This is a genomic window from Nonomuraea sp. NPDC050394, assembly GCF_044459065.1.
In the GTDB taxonomy this organism is placed as follows: Bacteria; Actinomycetota; Actinomycetes; order Streptosporangiales; family Streptosporangiaceae; genus Nonomuraea.
Genome location: NZ_JBITIO010000020.1, coordinates 12207 through 29731, shown reverse-complemented (window position 1 = coordinate 29731; position 17525 = coordinate 12207). Strand labels below are relative to the sequence as shown.

Here is a 17525-nt window from a genome sequence, read left to right as displayed (position 1 = left end):
GCACGGGAGCGCGCCCCGGTGCGGTCTAGACGCGCTGCCAGAGGGCGGCGACGTTCGGCGGCTCCCAGCCGGGCAGCGCGGTGTGCGCCTGCAGGCACTGGTAGGTGACGCCGTTGTAGGTGACCCGGTCGCCGGGGCGGTAGGCGGTGCCCGATGCCCACGTACCGCCAGGCTGCGTGGGAGTGGGGGTCGGCGTGGGCGTCGGGGTCGGTGTAGGCGTGGGGGTCGGGGTGGGCGTCGGGGTCGGGTTCGATCCGCCGAACTGCACGTCGGAGCAGGTGTAGAAGGCCTCGTTGCTGCCTACGACCCGCTGCCAGATCGAGTACAGGATGTGCCGCCCGGTGCGCTGCGGGATGTCGATCGTCCAGTTCGTGAACGTCGTGGGGTTGAAATTGGTGAACGTCTTGATGTGCACCAGGTCCGACCAGCGCAGCGGCTGCGTCGGGTTCCAGCCTTCGCGAGTGATGTAGAACTCGAAGTTGCTGTTCGAGTGCGGCGCGGAGGCGTGGTAGGTGATGGTGCGCGGCCCGGCGCTGAACTGTGTGGCGGGCCAGTCGGCGCGCTGCAGGTCCAGGCCACGGTACTTGTCACGGCCCGCGCTGCAGAGCTTGCCGTCCGGGATGATCTGCCGGTGGCGCCCGCCGGCCTCCAGCAGGGAGACCTCGTTCCAGTCGTAGTACGCCTGGGTCCCGCCGGCGGCGACGGCCGCCTTGCAGGCGTCGGACTTGGGCGTCTCGGGACCTTCGTTCTTGCAGGTGTAGACGCGGCTGGGCGGGTTGGACATGGTGCCGTGGGCGAGGGCCGGGGTGCTGGTGAGGACGGAGGCCAGCAGGGCCAGGGGCAGGCTGGCGGTGGTCGTGAGGGCCACCTTGTTTCGGGTTCGCAACTGTCTCTCCTGGAGAACGGGGGGTGAGGAGCGCGCAGCAGCCGATGTATCTTTTAGGAAACTTTCCTAAGAGTTCAACTATCGCCGAAGGGACGGTTTGACGCAAGGGATTGACGGATGAATGACGAAACCCTACGCTCCCGAATTTGCAGGAAACTTTCCTGTAAATTCGAGACCCCCGGCCCCCGTGCGTGCGCAGCCGCGGGGGCCGGGTTCTTCCGCGTGTCCTCGACCGGTCATCAAGCGAACCGCTCGGAACCGCCATGGACGGCGGGCGTGCCGCGTTGAGGTGGCCGCCGCCACCGGCCGGGCAGAAGGTCTGGGGCCGGAAGCGGCGGTCGGTGACGGTGTGCGTGCGGATAGAGCCGGTCGACGGTGGCGCCCCGGGCGGCGCGGGACGGCGGCAGGACGCAGAGGGGAAGACGTCGATGGGCCGCCCATGCCGTGCTCCTTCCCGAGTTCGTTAGGAAAACTTCCTAACGACCACACCGGTGCGTTCTGGTGAGGATTGCCAGTCATTCCCTTGCATGGCCGTCCCGGCGGGCTTACGATCCGCGTAATTCTTAGGAAACTTTCTTTAAAGAAAGGCCTGGCACGTGCGCCGATCACTCACCCCCCTGATCGCCGTCCTCGTGGTTCTCGCTCTGTCGACCCTGCCCGCCAACGCCGCCGGCCGGCTGCTGGCCGCGTTCAGCCTGTCGGGGACGACCGGCACGTTCGTGGTCAGCAACCCCGGCACGAGCGCCGTCACGGGCTGGTCGATCGTGTTCGAGTTACCCTCGGGCGTCACCGCGAGCAATCCCCAGAACGCCACCATCCGCCAGAACGGCACCAAGGTGACGCTCACCCCGGCCTACTACATCGACAATCTCCAGCCGGGCAAGAGCACCGAGCCGTTCAGCCCCAAGGTCACGCTCAGCTCCGCCGTACAGCCGACCAGTTGCAAGGTCAACGGCGCGAACTGCGACGGCACCGGACCCGAGCCACCCGCCCCCGCGCCCGTCACCGCCACCTATGACGTCAACGGCACCTCCGCCAAGATCGTCGTGGCCAACAACGGCACCGCCGCGCTCAACGGCTGGAGCGTCGTCTTCGACCTGCCCGCCGGCGTCACCGCGAGCAACGCCCAGCACGGCTCCATCAGCCAGAGCGGGCGCACGGTGACGCTCTCGCCCGCCCACTACAACACCACCATCGCGGCCGGACGCACGACCGAGCCCTACAGCCCGTCGTTCACGGTCAGCAGCGCCAACGCCGAGCCCACCAGCTGCCGCGTCAACGACGTCAACTGCGACGGCTCCGCCGACGCCCCGCCCGGCGCGCCCGGCAACCCGCGCTCGCCGGTGAAGACCACCAAGACCGTCTCCCTCGCCTGGGACGCGGCCACCCCCGGCAGCCTGCCGATCACCGGGTACGAGGTCTACAACGGCAGCGCCCTGGCCACCAGCGTCGCCGGCACCGAGGCCACCGTCACCGGTCTGACCCCGAACACGTCCTACACCTTCACCGTCAAGACCAAGGACCGCAAGGGCACGCTCTCGGCGGCCAGCGCCCCGGTCACGGTCAAGACCAACAACCCCGCCGACGACACCCAGGCGCCGACGGTGCCCGGCAACCTGCGCAGCACCGCGCGTACCTCCGCCAGCGTGACGCTCGCCTGGAACGCCGCCACCGACAACACCGGCGTGGCCAACTACGACGTCTACGCCGGCTCGACGCTGGCCGCCACCGTCACCGGCACCACCACGACGGTCACCGGGCTGTCGCCCTCCACCGCCTACAACTTCACCGTGCGCGCCCGGGACCTGTACGACAACCTCTCGGCCGCCACCGCCCCCGTCGCCGTGACCACGCTCGACATCGTCGAGACCGGTTACGCCCGCGTCGGCTACTTCGTGCAGTGGGGCATCTACGGCCGCCAGTACTTCGTCCGCAACCTGGACACCACCGGCGCCGCCGCCAAGCTCACCCACATCAACTACGCCTTCGCCAACATCGACCCGGTCAACCTGACCTGCCTGCAGGGTGTCACCCGGGGCACCACGCCCAACCCGCAGGACCCCAACCAGGGCGACGGCGCCGGTGACGCCGAGGCCGACTACGGCCGGCCCTTCAGCGCCGGCCAGTCCGTGGACGGCGTGGCCGACACCGGCTGGGAGAAGCTGCGCGGCAACTTCAACCAGATCAAGAAGCTCAAGGCCAAGCACCCGCACCTGAAGGTGCTCATCTCCCTCGGCGGCTGGACCTACTCCAAGTACTTCTCCGACGTGGCCGCCACCGACGCCGCCCGCAAGAAGTTCGTCTCCTCCTGCATCGACATCTACATCAAGGGCAACCTGCCGGTGGTCAACGCCGCCGGCGGCCCCGGCGCGGCGGCGGGCGTCTTCGACGGCATCGACCTCGACTGGGAGTGGCCCGGCGCCGAAGGACACGCCGGCAACCACGTCAGCCCCAACGACAAGGCCAACAACACGCTGCTCATCGCCGAGTTCCGCCGCCAGCTTGACGCGCTGACCACCACCACGGGCAAGCGCTACCAGCTGACCGCGTTCACCCCCGCCGACCCGGCCAAGATCGCCGCCGGCTGGGACCTGCCCAACATCGCCCCCAACCTCGACATCTTCAACATCCAGGGCTACGACTTCCACGGCGCCGGCAGCGACAACTCGTGGGAGCCCTTCCGCACCGGCCACCAGGGCAACCTCTACCTGGACGCCGACAGCCCCTACAACCCCGACTTCAGCGTGGAGAAGGCGGTCAACGTCTACCTCAACGCCGGGATCAACCCGCGCAAGCTCACCATCGGCCTGGCCTACTACGGCCGGGGCTGGAAGGAGGTCGCCGAGGGCGGCAAGGCCGGCGAGTGGCAGTCGGCCAACGGCGCCGCCCCCGGTCAGTTCGCCGATGAGGCCGGCACCCGTGGCTACAGCAACCTCATCGCCGGCGTGCCCGGTTGCGCGGTCAAGCACGACGAGGCCGCCGTCGCCACCTACTGCTACACCGGCCCCGGCGGCCAGTGGTGGAGCTTCGACGACACCTGGTCGATCGGCAAGAAGACCGCGTGGATCAAGAGCAAGGGCCTGCTGGGCGCGATGATCTGGGAGATGTCCGGTGACACCGGCACCCTGACCACCGCCCTCGACGCCGGCCTCCGATAAGCCCGCTCCGGGGCGACCCCCTCTGGATAGGGGTCGCCCCGGCACGGCAGGGGTTGGACCACCCCGCCCGCCTGGCTTTACTGCCTGTATAGGCGAAAAGAAGGCGGAGGTGTACCCGAAATGGGCGACCAGCTCACCCAGCAGGCCGTGTGCAACACGATGAAGGGCATCGTGGCCCGCGTCCTCCAGGTCGAGGAGGGCGGCATCATGCCCGGCTCGCGCATCACCGACCTCAGCCTCGTCGAATCGATCAAGCTGCTGCGCATCGGCGGCCGCATCGAGCGCACCTTCGGCATCGAGCTCGACAACGAGGTGCTCTTCCGCACCGCGACGCTGAGCGAACTGGCCGACGAGGTCCACCGGCTGTGCCTGCGCGAGCAGGAGCAGGCCGCCTGAGAACACCGAGCGGGTCAGGAGAGCGGCATTGAACACCTTCCCGTCCGCCGAGGCCCTTGAGCACACCCTCGGCGACCCCCACCTGCCGAACGGCCCGCTCACCTACGCCGCCGCCATGGCCGGTGACCGCGCGGAACGCCGTCCGCACGCCTCCCTGGACTGCCTGCGCGGCTGGGGCTACCCGGCGTTCCTGGTGCCCGCCGCGCTCGGCGGCCGGCTCACCTCGCTGGAGGAACTGCTCGCGCTGGCCCGCGTCGTGGCCGGGCGCGACCCCACCGCCGCCCTGATCGCCACCTCGCCCTGGATCGCCGGCGTCCCCGTCTGGCAGGCCGGCACCCCCGCCCAGCAGCGCGCCTACGCCGACGCCACCCTGCGCTGCCAGTGGTCGGCGCTGTCCCTGCGGGAGCCGGAACACCGGCCGAGGGAGGGCGTCAAGGACACGCTCACCGCCTGCCGCGCCGACGGCGGCTACCGTCTCGAAGGCACCGCGACCATGGTCAGCGACGTGCGCATGGCCCGCTTCGCCTGCCTGCTGGCCCGCGAGCCCGATACCGGCGCCCACACCCTCCTGCTCACCGACCTGGAGCAGCTGCCCACCGCCGGATACGAACTGCTGCCCCGCGTGTCCACCCACGGCGTGCGCGGCGCCGACGTGGCCGGGATCCGCTTCCACGGCGCGTTCGTGCCCGCCTCGGCGGTGCTCGGCCGTCCCGGCGGCGGCGCCGACCTGGCCGCCCGCTCGCTGGCCACGATCAGGACCGTCCTGCCCGCCTTCGCCCTCGGCGCCTTCGGCACCGGACTGCGCTGCGCCTTCGACTTCCTGCGCCACCAGCGCGTGCACCGCGGCCGCGCCATCGACCTGCCGCCCGTACGCGCAGAACTGGCCGCCGCCTACCTCGACCTGCGTGTCGCCGAGACCGTCGCGAGCAGCTGCGCCCGCCTCCTGCAGCGCCTGCCCGCGCTCGCTCCCGTCTCCTCCGCCGTCGCCAAGTACCTGGTCCCGCACCTGGCCGAGCAGCGCCTGCGCCGGCTGGCCGGCGTGCTCGGCCCCCGCTACCTGCTGCGCCAGGACCACTGGTCGGGCATCTTCGACAAGCTGCTGCGCGACGCGCGGCTGTTCGTCCTGCTGCACGGCGCCGCCCACGACATGCTCGGCGCGCTCGCCGCCCAGCTGTCCTGCCTGGACGGGCCCGGGGCCGACCCGCGCCGCGCCGATCCGGCCTTCCAGCCCGTGTGCGTGGCGCCGCCGTACCCCCTGGGGCTGCGCGCGCTCGCCGTCGCGAGCGGAAACGACCCCGTCACGGCCGGACTCGACGAGGTGTGTACGGCGCTGCGCACCCACGAGCCCGCCCTGGCCGGAGCGGCGGCGCTGCTGCTGGCCGAGGGCGCCCGCCTGCGCGCCGACGCCCGCGGGCCCGCCGATCCCGGTACCGAGCGGGGCCAGCGCGCGGGGGAGCGCTACGCCCGGGTCTTCGCCGCGCTCTGCCTGGCCAGGCGGCACCTGGCCGGAGAGCGGCTGCACTGGCTGGCGCCCGCGCTCACCGCCGTGCTGCGCCCCGGCACGCCGCTGCCCGGCGAGAACGTCGAGAGCCTGTTCCTGGAGCTGGCCATGGAGTACGCCGGCCGGTCCGCGCTGTCACTGTCGCGGCCGGCCTGACGGGGAGGAGAGCGCATGGACGAGGCGATCACCCGCGCGCTGGCGGTCGCCGCCCAGCTCGACCGGGCGCTGGCCGACCCCATGGACGAGCGCAACCCCGCCTCCTTCCACGCCGCCGTCCGCGCCGACCGCGACGCCCGTTTCCCCCGGCACCTGTGCGGGTCGGCGCTGGCGTGGGGGCTGGCCGAATACCTGATCCCCGCGGTCTCCGGCGGCAGGCTCACCTCGCTGGAAGAGGCCTTCGCCCTGTTCAGGGTGCTGGCCAGGCGCGACCTCACCGCCGCCACGACGATCGCGGCCAGCTTCCTGTCGGCGCTGCCCGTCTGGCGCGACGGCAGCCAGTCGCAGCGCAGGGCCGTGGCCGGGCTGCTGCGCGAGCACGAGCTGATGGGGCTGCCGGTCGGCGAGGCCGAGCAGGGCGTGGACATCCTGGCCCGCGAGATCGCCGCCTTCGGCGACCGGCACGCGTGGCGGCTGGACGGGCGTACGTCGCTGATCGACAACGGCAGCCAGGCCGCCGGGACGACGGTGCTGGCCCGTACGGGTGACGGGCCCACGGCCTTCCTGCTGCTGCGCGGGGACGGCGAGCACTGGTGGTTCCAGCCCGCGCACGAGGCGCACGGCCTGCGCGGCGGCGCGCTCAGCCGGCTGACGCTGGCCGGGGTGCCCGCCGGGGACGCGCAGGTGGTCGGCGGGCTCGGGCAGGGGCTGGCCACGGCCGGGCGCACGCTGCCGGTGGCGCGGCTGCTGGTGGCGGCGCTGACGCTGGGAGCGCTCGACACGTGCCTGCGGGCGGCGCTGCCGTACGCGGAGGGGGCGTCCGCCGCGCCGGGCCGCGACGTCGAGGGGGTGTCCGTCGCGCCGGGCCGCGACGTCGAGGGGGTGTCCGTCGCGCCGGGCCGCGACGTCGAGGGGGTGTCCGTCGCGCCGGGCCGGGACGCGGCGGATCGGGGTGTGGCGGATCGGAGTGTGGCGGGTCCGGCCGTGCTCGCGTGGCGGCTCACCGATGCCTATGCCGATCTGCTGATCGGGGAGGCGGTCGGTCACGAGCTGTGCCGTACCGCGCGTGAGGACCCGCATGCCTTCGCCGCGGCCAGCGCCCGCCTGGCCTGCCTGGCGGCGCGGCTGGCGGGCGACGCCGTCGAGACGCTGGCGGGCGCGCTCGGCGCGCCGGGGTATCGCGTCGGCATCGTGGAGAAGATGCGCCGCGACAGCGCCGTGGTGGGCGCGCTGGCCGACGACCAGGTGCCGCCCGCGGTGCCCGAGGACGACCTGCCGCCCGACCCTTTCGTGCCGGTGCCGCCGGAACTGTCGTGGCTCGGGCCGCCGCCCGCCGCGCCCCCGCCCCCCGAGAACGGCCTGGCCGCCGCGGCCCGCGTGATCGGCGAGGACGGGCTGCCGGGCCCGCACGCTCCCCGGCTGCTGGAACTGCTCGGCTTCTTCCGCGCCCGCCGCTCCGGCTGCGCGCACGCCGAGGCCGCCGCCGCCTGCGCCGCCGCGTGGATGCGGGCGCGGGGCAGGGACGGTTACCACATGTGCGGGGGCTGGCTGCTGCTGTGCCTGCGGCGGCTGGCCGAACTCCTGGGTCAGGAGCAGCCCGAGGACGGCGGCGTGCGCAGAGTCGCGCTGGTACGGCTGCGCAAGGCCGCCGAGCAGCGGCGGCTCTTCTCCGACCACGACGTCGAACTCGCCTGACCCGCGCCGCAAACTGACCGCCCGGTCAAGATGCTGTCGTCAATGGTTCACCCATCGTCACCTCCGGGCCAGTTTCCTTGGCGATCTCGGCGGACATCCCCATGTCGAAGCCCGTCAGCCCCTCGGACGCATCCGCTGAGGCCCGCACCCCACGCGGTGTCCGGCTCCTTGCCAGGAGGTTGAGATGTTCGCCCTCGTCGCCGCCCTGCTGTTCCTCCTCGCCCTGATCTTCGAGATCGCCAACGTGGCCGTCGGCGGCGTGATCACCGTCGCCACGCTCGGCACCGCCGGCCTGCTCTGCGTCGCCCTGCACCTCATGGGCGTAGGCGCCGGCTGGAGCCCCATGAAGAAGTGATCCCGGCCCTCCCACGGCGAGCCGCACACGTCCCGGTGTGCGGCTCGCCCGGTTTGCGGCGAGAATCACTTGGCAGCATCCCGTGATCGCCAGGAGGGCTCTTGCCGCTCAGACCCCACATCGACGCCGCGCTGGCCAGACGGCTGGTGGACAGCCAGTTCCCGCAGTGGGCCGGGCTTCCGCTCGACCTCGTGGACCCGGGCGGCTCCGACCACATGATCTACCGGCTCGGCGAGGAGCTCGCCGTACGGCTGCCGCGCCACACCGGCGCCATCGAGCAGGCGGCCAAGGAACTGGAGTGGCTGCCCCGGCTCGCCCCCCACCTGCCGCTGGCCATCCCGGTGCCGGTCGCGGTGGGCCGGCCGGACTTCGGCTACCCCTGGCCGTGGGGGGTCTCGCGCTGGCTGGAGGGCGAGGTCGCCACGGTGGAGGCGCTGGCCGGCTCCGGCGAGGCCGCGGCGGAACTGGCCGCGTTCCTGCTGGCGCTCCAGGGCTTCGCCGCCGCCCCCGAGAGCGAGCTGTCCGGGCAGTCGCTGGCGTCCCGCGACCGCTCGACCCGCGCGGCGATCGCCAGGGCGGACGGCGCGTTCGACGGCGCGGCCATGACCGCGCTGTGGGAGGAGGCGCTCGCGGCGCCGGAGTGGGGACACGATCCGGTGTGGTTCCACGGCGACTTCCACACCGGCAACCTGCTGACCGTCGGCGGCCGGCTCAGCGCGGTCATCGACTTCGGCGGGCTCGGCGCCGGCGACCCGGCCTGCGACCTGACCATCGCCTACACCCTGATGTCGCCCGCCGTCCGCACCGTCTTCCGCGATGCGCTGGGCGTGGACGAGGCCACTTGGCTGAGAGGACGGGGCTGGGCGCTCACCACCGGCCTGAACGCCTACAACGCGTACGCCGCGGTCAACCCCCGGGTCGCCGGGCAGACCACCCGCCAGATCACCCAGGCCCTCACCGGCTGAGCGCGGCCGCCGCCCGGACGGAGACCGCCGCGGCGAAGGCCGAGATGACCGGATGCGGCCGGGACCGCTCGCCCGACAGCTCCGGCTGGAACAACGTGCCCAGGAAGAACGGGTGGCCGGGGATCTCGGCCACCCGCACCGACCCGTCCTCGGCCCGGCCGGTGAAGGCGAGCCCGCCCGCGCTCAGCAGCGCCTCGTGCCCGGGGTCCAGCCCGTAGGAGCAGTTGTACGCGGCCACGGTCGACGGCGCGCCGATCACCCGCTCGGCCAGCGAGCCGGGTGTCAGCAGGACCAGGCTCTCGTGCCCGGCCAGCGAGCACCGCAGCGGCGTCAGCAGCAACCGCCCGCCGTCCGGGTCGTTCTCGGCGTGGGCGACGTCCAGGCCGCACACTCCGCGCGCGAACTCCAGCAGCGCGTGCTGGAAGCCGCCGCACGTGCCCAGGAAGGGTATGCCGTGCTCGCGGGCCGTGCGGGCGGCGTTGACCGCGCCCTCCTCGCTGGCGTAGGGGCTGCCGGGCAGCACCCAGATGCCGTCGAAGCCCTCCAGGCCGGACACGGCCTCGGGCGTGGGGATCCAGTAGGCGTCGAGGGCGAGGCCATCGCGCTCGCGCAGGGACTCGAGGATCCGGGGTACACGGGCGTGGGCCCGCACGCTGGGCGAACGGTCGGCGACCAGGGCGATTCTCATGGCCAACAGCCTGCCCGGCCCGCGCAGATAAGGCCAACGAGAGTTCCTGGTGTTCTGATAAGAATTGCTGATGGACTCCCGCCTGCTCCGCACGCTCGTCCGCGTGGCCCGCCTGGGGTCGTTCTCGGCCGCCGCCGAGGAGCTCGGCTACACCCAGTCCGCCGTCTCCCAGCAGATCGCCGCCCTGGAAGCCGACCTGGGGCTGCCGCTGCTGCGCCGGCGCCCGGTCGAGCTGACCGAGGCGGGCGCGCGGTTGCTGGAGCACGCCGGGCCACTGCTGCTGCGCATCGACGCCGCCCGTGCCGACGTGCGGCGTACCGCCGCCGCGCCCGCCCACCGGCTCACGGTGGCCGCCACGCCGCTGGCCGTCACCCCCGGCGTCGCGGCACGGCTGGCGCGCGCACGCGCCGCCCAGCCCCGCCTGCACGTCGAGCTGAGGACCGCGAGCCGGGGCGGGGTGGCCGTCGAGGTCGCCACCGGCCGCGCCGAACTGGGACTGGCCGACGGCATCACCGCGCCCAGCGACCCGCTGCGGCTGCCCGACGCCGGGCCGCTGCACGCGCTCGGCGTGGCCGAGGAGGACCTGGTCGTGGCACTGCCCGCCGGGCACCCGCTGGCCGGGCGCGCGGGGCTGCGGCTGGGCGACCTGGTGGACGCGGTCTGGCTCCAGACCTCGCTGTGCCCGCTGGAACGGCTGCGCGAACTGCTCGGCGACGGCTTCAGGGAGGGCCTGTCCTACACCGGCGACGACGTGCACACCGTGCTCAACCTGGTCAGGGCCGGGCACGGGCTCACGTTGCTGCCCGCGTCGGTCGGGGAGGGGGTGCCGCTGCTGGAGCCGCGGCTGGTGCACCGGGTCGAGCTGCTGCACGCCTGGCTGCCCCCGGGTCCCGCCGCCGAGGTACGCGACGCCTTGACGCCCACTTCCGTCTGACACCCCGAGCCGCACCCTGGAACCGTCAAGTGCCCGAGGCACAAGGATCCTTCGAAAGGCTCAGGGGTTGCGGCGGCTCAGGGGAGGGCCCGCGCCACAACGTTCAGGGGAGGGCTTGAGGCTCAGCGGTCAGGGGAGGGCTTGAGGGCTCAGCGGTCAGGGGAGGGTGAAGCGGATCTCGCGGGTCGCGGGGTCGGCCTTGGCGAGCCGTACCGTGACGCGCTCGCCCAGCGGCAGGGCGCCGTCGCAGCGGGCGATCACGGCGGGCTCCACGAGCTGGACCTGACCGCCGGTGCCGCGCTCGTCCACGTCGATCACGACCGCCGGGAAGTCCTGGCCGACGCGTTCGCGCAGCAGGAAGGCCTCCACCAGGTCCACGCAGGCCCGCTCGACGCCACCGGCGCGCCGCCCGGTCGCCGACATGACCCCGGGCAGCTCGGGCAGCGCCGCGCGGATCGCGTCGGGGATCGGCTCGCCCGCCGCCACCGCCAGGCACACCTCGGTGGCGTAGCGGTCCACCAGGCGCCGCAGCGGCGCGGTCACGTGCGCGTACGGCGCCGCCACCGCGGAGTGCTCGGCCAGGGCGGGCGGCTCGCCGTCGAAGGCCACGTAGCCGGACCCGCGCAGTAGCACCTTCGACTCCTGCAGGAACGCCGCCTGCTGCGGGTTCTTGGGATCGAGGCCGTGCACGACCGCGCCGTAGGAGGCGCCGTCGGGCCAGGGCACGTCCAGCGCCCGCGCCACCCGGCGCACCTTGGCCAGGTCGGCGGGACGCGGCGGCGGAAGCACCCGGAGCACGCCGACCTCGGCGTCCAGCATCATGGTGGCGGCCGCCATGCCGGTCAGCAGGGAGATCTGGGCGTTCCACGCCTCGGCGGGCAGCGGGATGCGGAACTCCAGGCGGTAGCCGTCACCGTCGGCGACGACCTCCTGCTCGGGTGTCGGCAGCGTGACGCCGCCGCGCTCGCGCTCCAGCTCCAGGCGCAGCCGGCCGATCTCCTCCAGGAGCGCGAGGGTGCCGTCGGCGGTGCCGGTGTCGGCGGCGGCCTGCACGTAGGCGTAGTCGAGGCGCTCGCGGCTGCGGACCAGGGCCCGCTGGACGTCGGCGCCGGCCATGCGGCCCTCGGCGTCCAGGTCGATCCGCCACACCGCGGCCGGGCGGGTGGTGCCGGGCAGCAGGCTGGCCGCGCCCTCCGACAGCACCGGCGGATGCAGCGGGACCTTGCCGTCGGGCAGGTAGACGGTCTCGCCCCTGGCGTGGGCCTCGGCGTCGAGCGCGCCGCCGGGCCGTACGAAGGAGGCGACGTCGGCGATCGCGTACCACACGCGGAAACCGTCGCGCCGGCGCTCCAGGTGGACGGCCTGGTCGAGGTCCATCGACCCGGGCGGGTCGATGGTGACGAACGGCAGGTCCGTGAGGTCCTTGCGCTCACCGCGGTCCGCGTCCGCGGCCCGCTCGGCCTCCCGGAGCGCGGCCGGCGCGAACGCCTCCGGCAGCTTCAGCTCCCGCCTGATCCGCTCGAAACCCTCGTCCAGCCGGGCCGGGACCTCGCCATGCACGCGAATCTTGGTCGTCACAGGGCAAACCTACCCTCACCCCTTGATGGCGCCCTCCTCGACACCGCGGAAGAAGAAGCGCTGCGCCACGCCGAAGACGACCGCGATCGGCAGAAAAGCGATCATGGTTCCGGCCGCGATGAGCCGGGGGTCGGAGCTGAAGGCGCCGCTGAGGTACTGCAGGCCAACCGTCAGCGTGTACTTCTCCGGATTGGTCAGCACGATCAGCGGCCACAGGAAGTCGTCCCAGGCGCCGATGAACGAGAAGATCACCACCACGCTGAGCATGCCCTTGACGTTCGGCAGCCCGATGCGGACGAAGCGCTGCCACGCGTCGGCGCCGTCGATGATCGCCGCCTCGTCCATCTCGTCCGGGATCGCGGCGAACGCGGTCCGCATGAGCAGCACGTTGAGCATCGCGATCGCGCCGGGCAGCGCCACGCCGAGCAGGGTGTCGGCCAGGCCCATGCCGCGCACGGTGACGTACTGGGAGATGATCGTCACCTCGCCCGGCAGGATCAGCGTGCCCAGCGTGAGCCCGAGCAGCAGCTTCATGCCGCGGAAGCGGAGCCTGGCCAGCGCGTACCCGGCCAGCGTGGCGCCGACGGCGTTGCCGGTCACGGCCATGGCGGCCACGATCAGCGAGTTGGCGATGTAGGACCACACGGGGATGCTGTCGGCGACCCGCGCGTAGTTGTTCAGCGTGGGCTGCTGCGGCAGGAAGGCCGGGATCTCGGTGAAGATGTCCTCCCCGCTGCCCTTGAGCGAGGTGGACAGCATCCACGCGAACGGGCCCACGGTCAGCACGAGCACCAGCAGGAGCAGCGCGTAGCGCAGCACGTTCTCCCCGGTGAAGCCGCGCATCTACGCCCCCTTCCTGTTGAGCCGCAGCAGCACGAGCATCGGGCCGACCGTCACCACGAACAGCACGAGGCTGAGCATCGAGGCGTACCCCAGATGACCGGTGAAACCGCGGGAGTACATCTGGATGAGCATCACGACCGACATGTCCTGGCCGCCGGGGCCGCCGGTGCCGTTCGAGAGCACGTAGAGCTCGGAGAAGACCCGCAGCGCCGAGACCGAGATCAGCACCGACACCAGCAGCATCGTGTTGCGCACGCCCGGCACCGTGATCGACCGGAAGCGGCGCACCGCCCCCGCCCCGTCGACCGCCGCGGCCTCGTGCAGCTCGCGCCGCACGTTCCCCAGCGCCGACAGGTAGATGACCATGTAGTAGCCCATGCCCTTCCAGATCGTCAGGCTGATCGCGCTGAGCAGCAGCAGCCACCGGTCGGTCAGGAACGGCAGCGGCTCGGCGATCACCCCGAGCCACTGCGCGAAGCCGTTGACCAGCCCGCGGTCCTCCAGCAGCCACTCCCAGATCAGCGCCACCACCACCGCCGAGGCCACCACCGGCGTGTAGAAGGTGGTGCGGAAGAACGTGATCCCGGGCAGCTTCTTCTCCACCAGTACGGCCAGCAGCAACGGCAGGATCGTCAGCACCGGCAGGCAGACCAGCATGTAGATCACGCTGTTGAGCAGGGCGGTGGCGAGCTGGTCGTCGTTCAGCGCCCGGCCGAGGTTGGCCAGCCCGGTGAAGTGGCCGCCGCCCAGCGGCTTGGCGTTGGTGAAGGCCAGGACCACGGTGTTGAACGCCGGCCACAGGTTGAACACCACCAGCCACACCAGGCCGGGCGCGGCGAACAACCACGGGGTGAACCGGCCCTGGAAGGTCCTGATCACTGCTGGAGCAGTTCGTCGGCCTTGGCCACGGCGGTGTCCAGGGCCTGCTTGGAGGTGGTGCCGCCGCTGATCGCCAGCGAGAACTGCTGCTTGACGACCTTGGAGATCGCCTCGCCGACCTCGACCGGCTGCAGCATCTTGGCCTCGGGCAGCGACGCGAACGCCGTCACCTTGGCGTCGCCGCCGTTGGTGCCGTCGCTCTTGCTGAAGAACGGGTCGCCGGCCGAGGCCTTGGTGCTCGGGAAGATGGAGGTCAGGTGCGCGAAGGCCGCCTGGTTGTCCGGGCTGGTCACCCAGCGGGCCAGCGCCGTCGCCGCGGCCGGGTTCTTGCTCCCGGCCGAGACCGACACGCCCTGCACGTACAGGGGCGGGGTGCCGAACGCCCTGCTGGAGACCACCTTGGGCGCCATCGACGGGTTGTCCACGGCCAGGGAGGAGATGAAGTTGCCGCCGGCCGTCGTCCAGGCCACCTTGCCCTCGGTGAACAGCTTGGCGTTGCCCGCGTAGTCGTCGGTCAGCACGTCCTTGGGCAGCAGCCCCTCCTTGAACGCCTCCCGGTAGCGGTCGAGCACCGCCGCGGCCTCGGGCGTGTTGAAGGTGAAGCTCTTGCCGTCGTCGCTCATGACCTTCACGCCGGCGTTGGTCAGGTCGCCCAGCTCCGGCTTGCGGCTCATCAGGTACACCTTGCCGCCGGACCTGTCCTTGACGGTACGGGCCTGCTCGATGAGCTCGTCCAGGCCGGCCGGCGGCTTGGCCGGGTCGAGGCCGTGCTTCTTCATCAGCTCGGCGTTCCAGTAGTTGACGTCGGTGTTGAGGTACCACGGGTAGCCGTAGACGCCGTCGAGCCCGGCGAAGCGGTAGGCGGCCAGGCCGCCCTCGACGTAGTCGGCCAGGGCGGCGGCGTCGGTCCTGCCGATGTCGGCCAGCATGCCCTGGCGGGCCAGCGGCAGCGCGAAGTCCGGCGGCAGGTTCGTCACGTCGGGCAGCGTGCCGCTCGCGGCCTGGCTGAGCACCTTGTCGGCGTAACCCTCGCCGGGCTGGTCCAGCCATTCCACCTCGGTACCGGGATACTTCTTCTCGAAGGAATCGATGACACCCTGGACGTAGTCGGTGAACTTCGGCTTCAACGACCAGGTCTGCAGCGAGACCTTCCCCGTGACCGCGCCGCCCGCGCTCGCCGCGGGGCTGTTCGCGGGGGTCTCGGTGTCACCGAGCCCGCAGCCAGCGAGCATCAGGACCGTCGCCGTGGTCAGCGCTGTTAAGGGGAAGCGCATGGTGCACTCTCCTGCCGGGTTGCTAAACCGCTTCAGTTTTCGGGACTATCTACCCGCTGTACTTATCGTGTCAAGGGGAGGGGCCGTGGGACGGCCGACGATCGACGACATCGCGCGCAAGGTCGGGGTGTCCAGGGGCGCGGTGTCGTTCGCGCTCAATGGGCGCCCGGGCGTCAGCGAGGAGACCCGCGCCCGCATCCTGGCGGCGGCGGAGGAGATGAACTGGAGCCCGCACAGCGCCGCCAGGGCGCTCGGCGGCGCGCGGGCGCAGGCGGCCGGCCTGGTGATCGCCCGGCCCGCGCGCACCATCGGCGTCGAGCCGTTCTTCGCCCACCTGCTGTCGGGCCTGCAGGCGGGCCTGTCGGCGCGGGGCGTGGCGCTGCACCTGCTCGTCGTGGAGGACACCGCCGCCGAGATCGAGGTCTACCGCGGCTGGGCCCGCGAGCACCGCGTCGACGGCTTCATCCTGGTCGACCTGCAGGTGTCCGACCCGCGCATCGCGGTCATCGAGGAACTGGGCGTGCCCGCGGTGGTGCTGGGCGGCCCCGGCAGGCACGGCACGCTGTCCAGCGTGTGGGCCGACGACCGCGAGGCCATGCTGTCGATCGCCGACTACCTGGCCGCCCTCGGTCACACCCGCGTCGCCCACGTGGCCGGGCTGCCCGGCTTCCGCCACACCCAGCGCCGCATCCGCGCCCTGCGTGACGCCTCCCGGCGGCTCGGGCTGGCCGAGGTGCTGTCGGTGCCCACCGACTTCAGCGACGCCGAGGGCGCCGCGGCCACCCGTTCGCTGCTGTCGCGCGCCGCGCGCCCGTCGGCGATCGTCTACGACTCCGACGTGATGGCCGTGGCCGGGCTCGGGGTGGCCGCCGAGATGGGCGTCAGGGTGCCGCGGGAGCTGTCCATCGTGGCCTTCGACGACTCGGTGCTCAACCGCATCGTGCACCCGGCGCTGACGGCGCTCTCGCGCGACACGTTCACGCTGGGGGAGAAGGTCGCCGAGACGTTGCTGGCGACGCTGGAGGAGCCGTCGCGGCCGCGCGACGTCAAGACGCCGACGCCACGCCTGACCGTCCGCGAGAGCACCGCCCCGGCCGCTAAAGGGGTTTAGTTACGGTACGGCGGCGCACCCAGTAGGCGTAGACGGCGGCCGCCAGGAGCGGCCCCCAGACCGGGCAGGGGAACAGCACCACGAACAGCACCCCGTCCAGCCACGCGCTGTGCTGGATCGCGCCCGCCAGCACCCCCGGCGCCGACACGCACAGCGCCGCCGCCGCGATGGCTCCCGCCCCGGCCGCCGGCCTCACCGGCACCTCGCGCCCGCCCACCACGGGCAGCCATCGCGGGAACACCTCGCCCCACCGGCTGATCAGCCCGAACGTCAGCACCACCGCCGCCACGGAGCCCAGGCCGATCAGGAAGCCCTGCAGCCTGGTCGCCGCGTCCATCCCGGAGATGAGCACGACCATCCGGTCGCTGCGCGGGTCGAACCCGAACAACGGCCACGGAGTCGCCCACGAGATCCGCGCCAGCGCGTACGGCACGGCGCCGAGCGCGGCCAGCACGGTCACCACCCGCCCCCACCGCCGTGGCCCCGCGACGGCGGTGGAGACGGGAAGCAGCGCCGCGAGCGCCACCCACGCCCACCCGGCGGCCCCCGCCGCCATGCCCCACGACCACAGGATCCTGACCCCGAACTCGCCGAACCCCTTGCCCAGGTTCCCCAGATATCCGGCGACCGGCCCGGCGTCGGCCAGCCCGGTCAGCAGCCCCGCCGCCGCCACCACGACCAGGGCGGCAGCGGCGTACCCCGCCGGATGCCGCCGCAGGCACCCCACCACGATCAGTGCGAACAGCGCGGCGGCCGACAGCGGGATCAGCGCGTACCCGAGCGAGGACAGGACGGCCGCGTCCGACATCACCAGCAGGAAGAACGCCGCCTCCAGGACCGCCCCGGCGGCTGCGAGCCTGGGCCAAGATCGCCGGACGGCCGCCAGGAGCAGCCCGGAGGCACCGAAGCCCAGCAGCAGCGCGGCGCCGGTGCCGCGTTCGATCCAGTGGTTGACGCCCACGGTGACCCGGCCGGCGGCGCCGTAGGGGTAGGAGCCGGGTATGGCCAGCCACAGCGCGGCCACGGCCAGCGAGATCGCGACCGCGCCCGCCCACGGCCTGGTGAGGTTCTGCATGGTCCCGAGCCTGTCGCGCGGGGCCCGGCCC

The 17525-nt window shown here is 72.6% G+C and carries 15 protein-coding genes; 8 read left to right on the top strand and 7 right to left on the bottom strand.

Going from position 1 to position 17525, the window contains the following annotated elements:
- Positions 1-25: 25 nt before the first annotated feature.
- The gene (locus ACIBKY_RS47765) at positions 26-886 is read right to left on the bottom strand and encodes a lytic polysaccharide monooxygenase (RefSeq protein WP_397108060.1); all 861 of its coding nucleotides are present in this window, start codon (positions 884-886) and stop codon (positions 26-28) included.
- A 596-nt stretch (positions 887-1482) separates the two neighbouring features.
- Here ACIBKY_RS47765 and ACIBKY_RS47760 point away from each other — a divergent pair.
- The 6 genes from ACIBKY_RS47760 to ACIBKY_RS47735 all read left to right on the top strand — a co-directional run bounded on the left by ACIBKY_RS47760 (position 1483) and on the right by ACIBKY_RS47735 (position 9112).
- On the top strand, positions 1483-4044 hold the full coding sequence (locus tag ACIBKY_RS47760) for a glycosyl hydrolase family 18 protein (protein ID WP_397108058.1): 2562 nt from the start codon (positions 1483-1485) through the stop codon (positions 4042-4044).
- 120 nt (positions 4045-4164) lie between these two features.
- Entirely contained in the window at positions 4165-4440 is a 276-nt protein-coding gene (locus ACIBKY_RS47755; protein WP_397108056.1) for an acyl carrier protein, read from the top strand.
- 28 nt (positions 4441-4468) lie between these two features.
- Positions 4469-6097 carry an acyl-CoA dehydrogenase gene (locus ACIBKY_RS47750; RefSeq protein WP_397108054.1) on the top strand — a complete coding sequence of 543 codons (1629 nt, stop codon included), beginning with the start codon at positions 4469-4471 and terminating at the stop codon, positions 6095-6097.
- A gap of 15 nt (positions 6098-6112) precedes the next feature.
- On the top strand, positions 6113-7792 hold the full coding sequence (locus ACIBKY_RS47745; RefSeq protein WP_397108052.1) for a hypothetical protein: 1680 nt from the start codon (positions 6113-6115) through the stop codon (positions 7790-7792).
- Positions 7793-7976: 184 nt separating this feature from the next.
- Positions 7977-8147 carry a hypothetical protein gene (locus ACIBKY_RS47740; RefSeq protein ID WP_184968326.1) on the top strand — a complete coding sequence of 57 codons (171 nt, stop codon included), beginning with the start codon at positions 7977-7979 and terminating at the stop codon, positions 8145-8147.
- A gap of 101 nt (positions 8148-8248) precedes the next feature.
- Positions 8249-9112 (top strand): aminoglycoside phosphotransferase family protein, encoded by an 864-nt coding sequence (locus ACIBKY_RS47735; RefSeq protein ID WP_397108050.1) that lies wholly within the window; start codon positions 8249-8251, stop codon positions 9110-9112.
- Here the strand turns inward: ACIBKY_RS47735 and ACIBKY_RS47730 are convergent.
- A complete protein-coding gene (locus ACIBKY_RS47730; RefSeq protein WP_397108048.1) occupies positions 9102-9800 on the bottom strand; it encodes a hypothetical protein in 699 nt (232 codons plus the stop codon). The two genes, ACIBKY_RS47735 and ACIBKY_RS47730, sit on opposite strands and share 11 nt — an antisense overlap.
- Positions 9801-9870: 70 nt before the next feature.
- Here ACIBKY_RS47730 and ACIBKY_RS47725 point away from each other — a divergent pair, with 70 nt between their 5' ends.
- Entirely contained in the window at positions 9871-10734 is an 864-nt protein-coding gene (locus ACIBKY_RS47725) for a LysR family transcriptional regulator (RefSeq protein WP_397108046.1), read from the top strand.
- Positions 10735-10890: 156 nt separating this feature from the next.
- On the opposite strand, the gene ACIBKY_RS47720 is transcribed toward ACIBKY_RS47725, so the two are convergent.
- Genes ACIBKY_RS47720 through ACIBKY_RS47705 form a run of 4 tightly spaced genes read right to left on the bottom strand, consistent with a single transcriptional unit; the run spans position 10891 to position 15308 of the window.
- Positions 10891-12312 (bottom strand): RNB domain-containing ribonuclease, encoded by a 1422-nt coding sequence (locus ACIBKY_RS47720; RefSeq protein WP_397108045.1) that lies wholly within the window; start codon positions 12310-12312, stop codon positions 10891-10893.
- A 15-nt stretch (positions 12313-12327) separates the two neighbouring features.
- Positions 12328-13155 carry a carbohydrate ABC transporter permease gene (locus ACIBKY_RS47715; protein ID WP_184968330.1) on the bottom strand — a complete coding sequence of 276 codons (828 nt, stop codon included), beginning with the start codon at positions 13153-13155 and terminating at the stop codon, positions 12328-12330.
- The gene (locus ACIBKY_RS47710; protein WP_397108044.1) at positions 13156-14034 is read right to left on the bottom strand and encodes a carbohydrate ABC transporter permease; all 879 of its coding nucleotides are present in this window, start codon (positions 14032-14034) and stop codon (positions 13156-13158) included. It abuts the gene before it with no gap.
- Positions 14031-15308: an ABC transporter substrate-binding protein gene (locus tag ACIBKY_RS47705; protein WP_397108043.1), complete on the bottom strand. Its 1278-nt coding sequence runs from the start codon at positions 15306-15308 to the stop codon at positions 14031-14033. Before ACIBKY_RS47705 ends, ACIBKY_RS47710 begins: the two co-directional genes overlap by 4 nt.
- Positions 15309-15393: 85 nt before the next feature.
- On the opposite strand from ACIBKY_RS47705, the gene ACIBKY_RS47700 reads away from it, so the two are divergent.
- Positions 15394-16419, top strand: a complete 1026-nt coding sequence (locus ACIBKY_RS47700) for a LacI family DNA-binding transcriptional regulator (RefSeq protein WP_397108042.1) — start codon at positions 15394-15396, stop codon at positions 16417-16419.
- Here ACIBKY_RS47700 and ACIBKY_RS47695 read toward each other — a convergent pair.
- On the bottom strand, positions 16406-17494 hold the full coding sequence (locus ACIBKY_RS47695; protein ID WP_397108041.1) for a hypothetical protein: 1089 nt from the start codon (positions 17492-17494) through the stop codon (positions 16406-16408). The two genes, ACIBKY_RS47700 and ACIBKY_RS47695, sit on opposite strands and share 14 nt — an antisense overlap.
- Positions 17495-17525: the final 31 nt, after the last annotated feature.

What these genes read in the sequence shown, in the direction of transcription:
- ACIBKY_RS47755 (WP_397108056.1), top strand. Translation starts at nt 4,165, where the DNA reads ATGGGCGACCAGCTCACCCAGCAGGCCGTGTGCAACACGATGAAGGGC.
- ACIBKY_RS47715 (WP_184968330.1), bottom strand. Translation starts at nt 13,155, where the DNA reads ATGCGCGGCTTCACCGGGGAGAACGTGCTGCGCTACGCGCTGCTCCTG.
- ACIBKY_RS47695 (WP_397108041.1), bottom strand. Translation starts at nt 17,494, where the DNA reads ATGCAGAACCTCACCAGGCCGTGGGCGGGCGCGGTCGCGATCTCGCTG.
- ACIBKY_RS47745 (WP_397108052.1), top strand. Translation starts at nt 6,113, where the DNA reads ATGGACGAGGCGATCACCCGCGCGCTGGCGGTCGCCGCCCAGCTCGAC.
- ACIBKY_RS47725 (WP_397108046.1), top strand. Translation starts at nt 9,871, where the DNA reads ATGGACTCCCGCCTGCTCCGCACGCTCGTCCGCGTGGCCCGCCTGGGG.
- ACIBKY_RS47730 (WP_397108048.1), bottom strand. Translation starts at nt 9,800, where the DNA reads ATGAGAATCGCCCTGGTCGCCGACCGTTCGCCCAGCGTGCGGGCCCAC.
- ACIBKY_RS47740 (WP_184968326.1), top strand. Translation starts at nt 7,977, where the DNA reads ATGTTCGCCCTCGTCGCCGCCCTGCTGTTCCTCCTCGCCCTGATCTTC.
- ACIBKY_RS47705 (WP_397108043.1), bottom strand. Translation starts at nt 15,308, where the DNA reads ATGCGCTTCCCCTTAACAGCGCTGACCACGGCGACGGTCCTGATGCTC.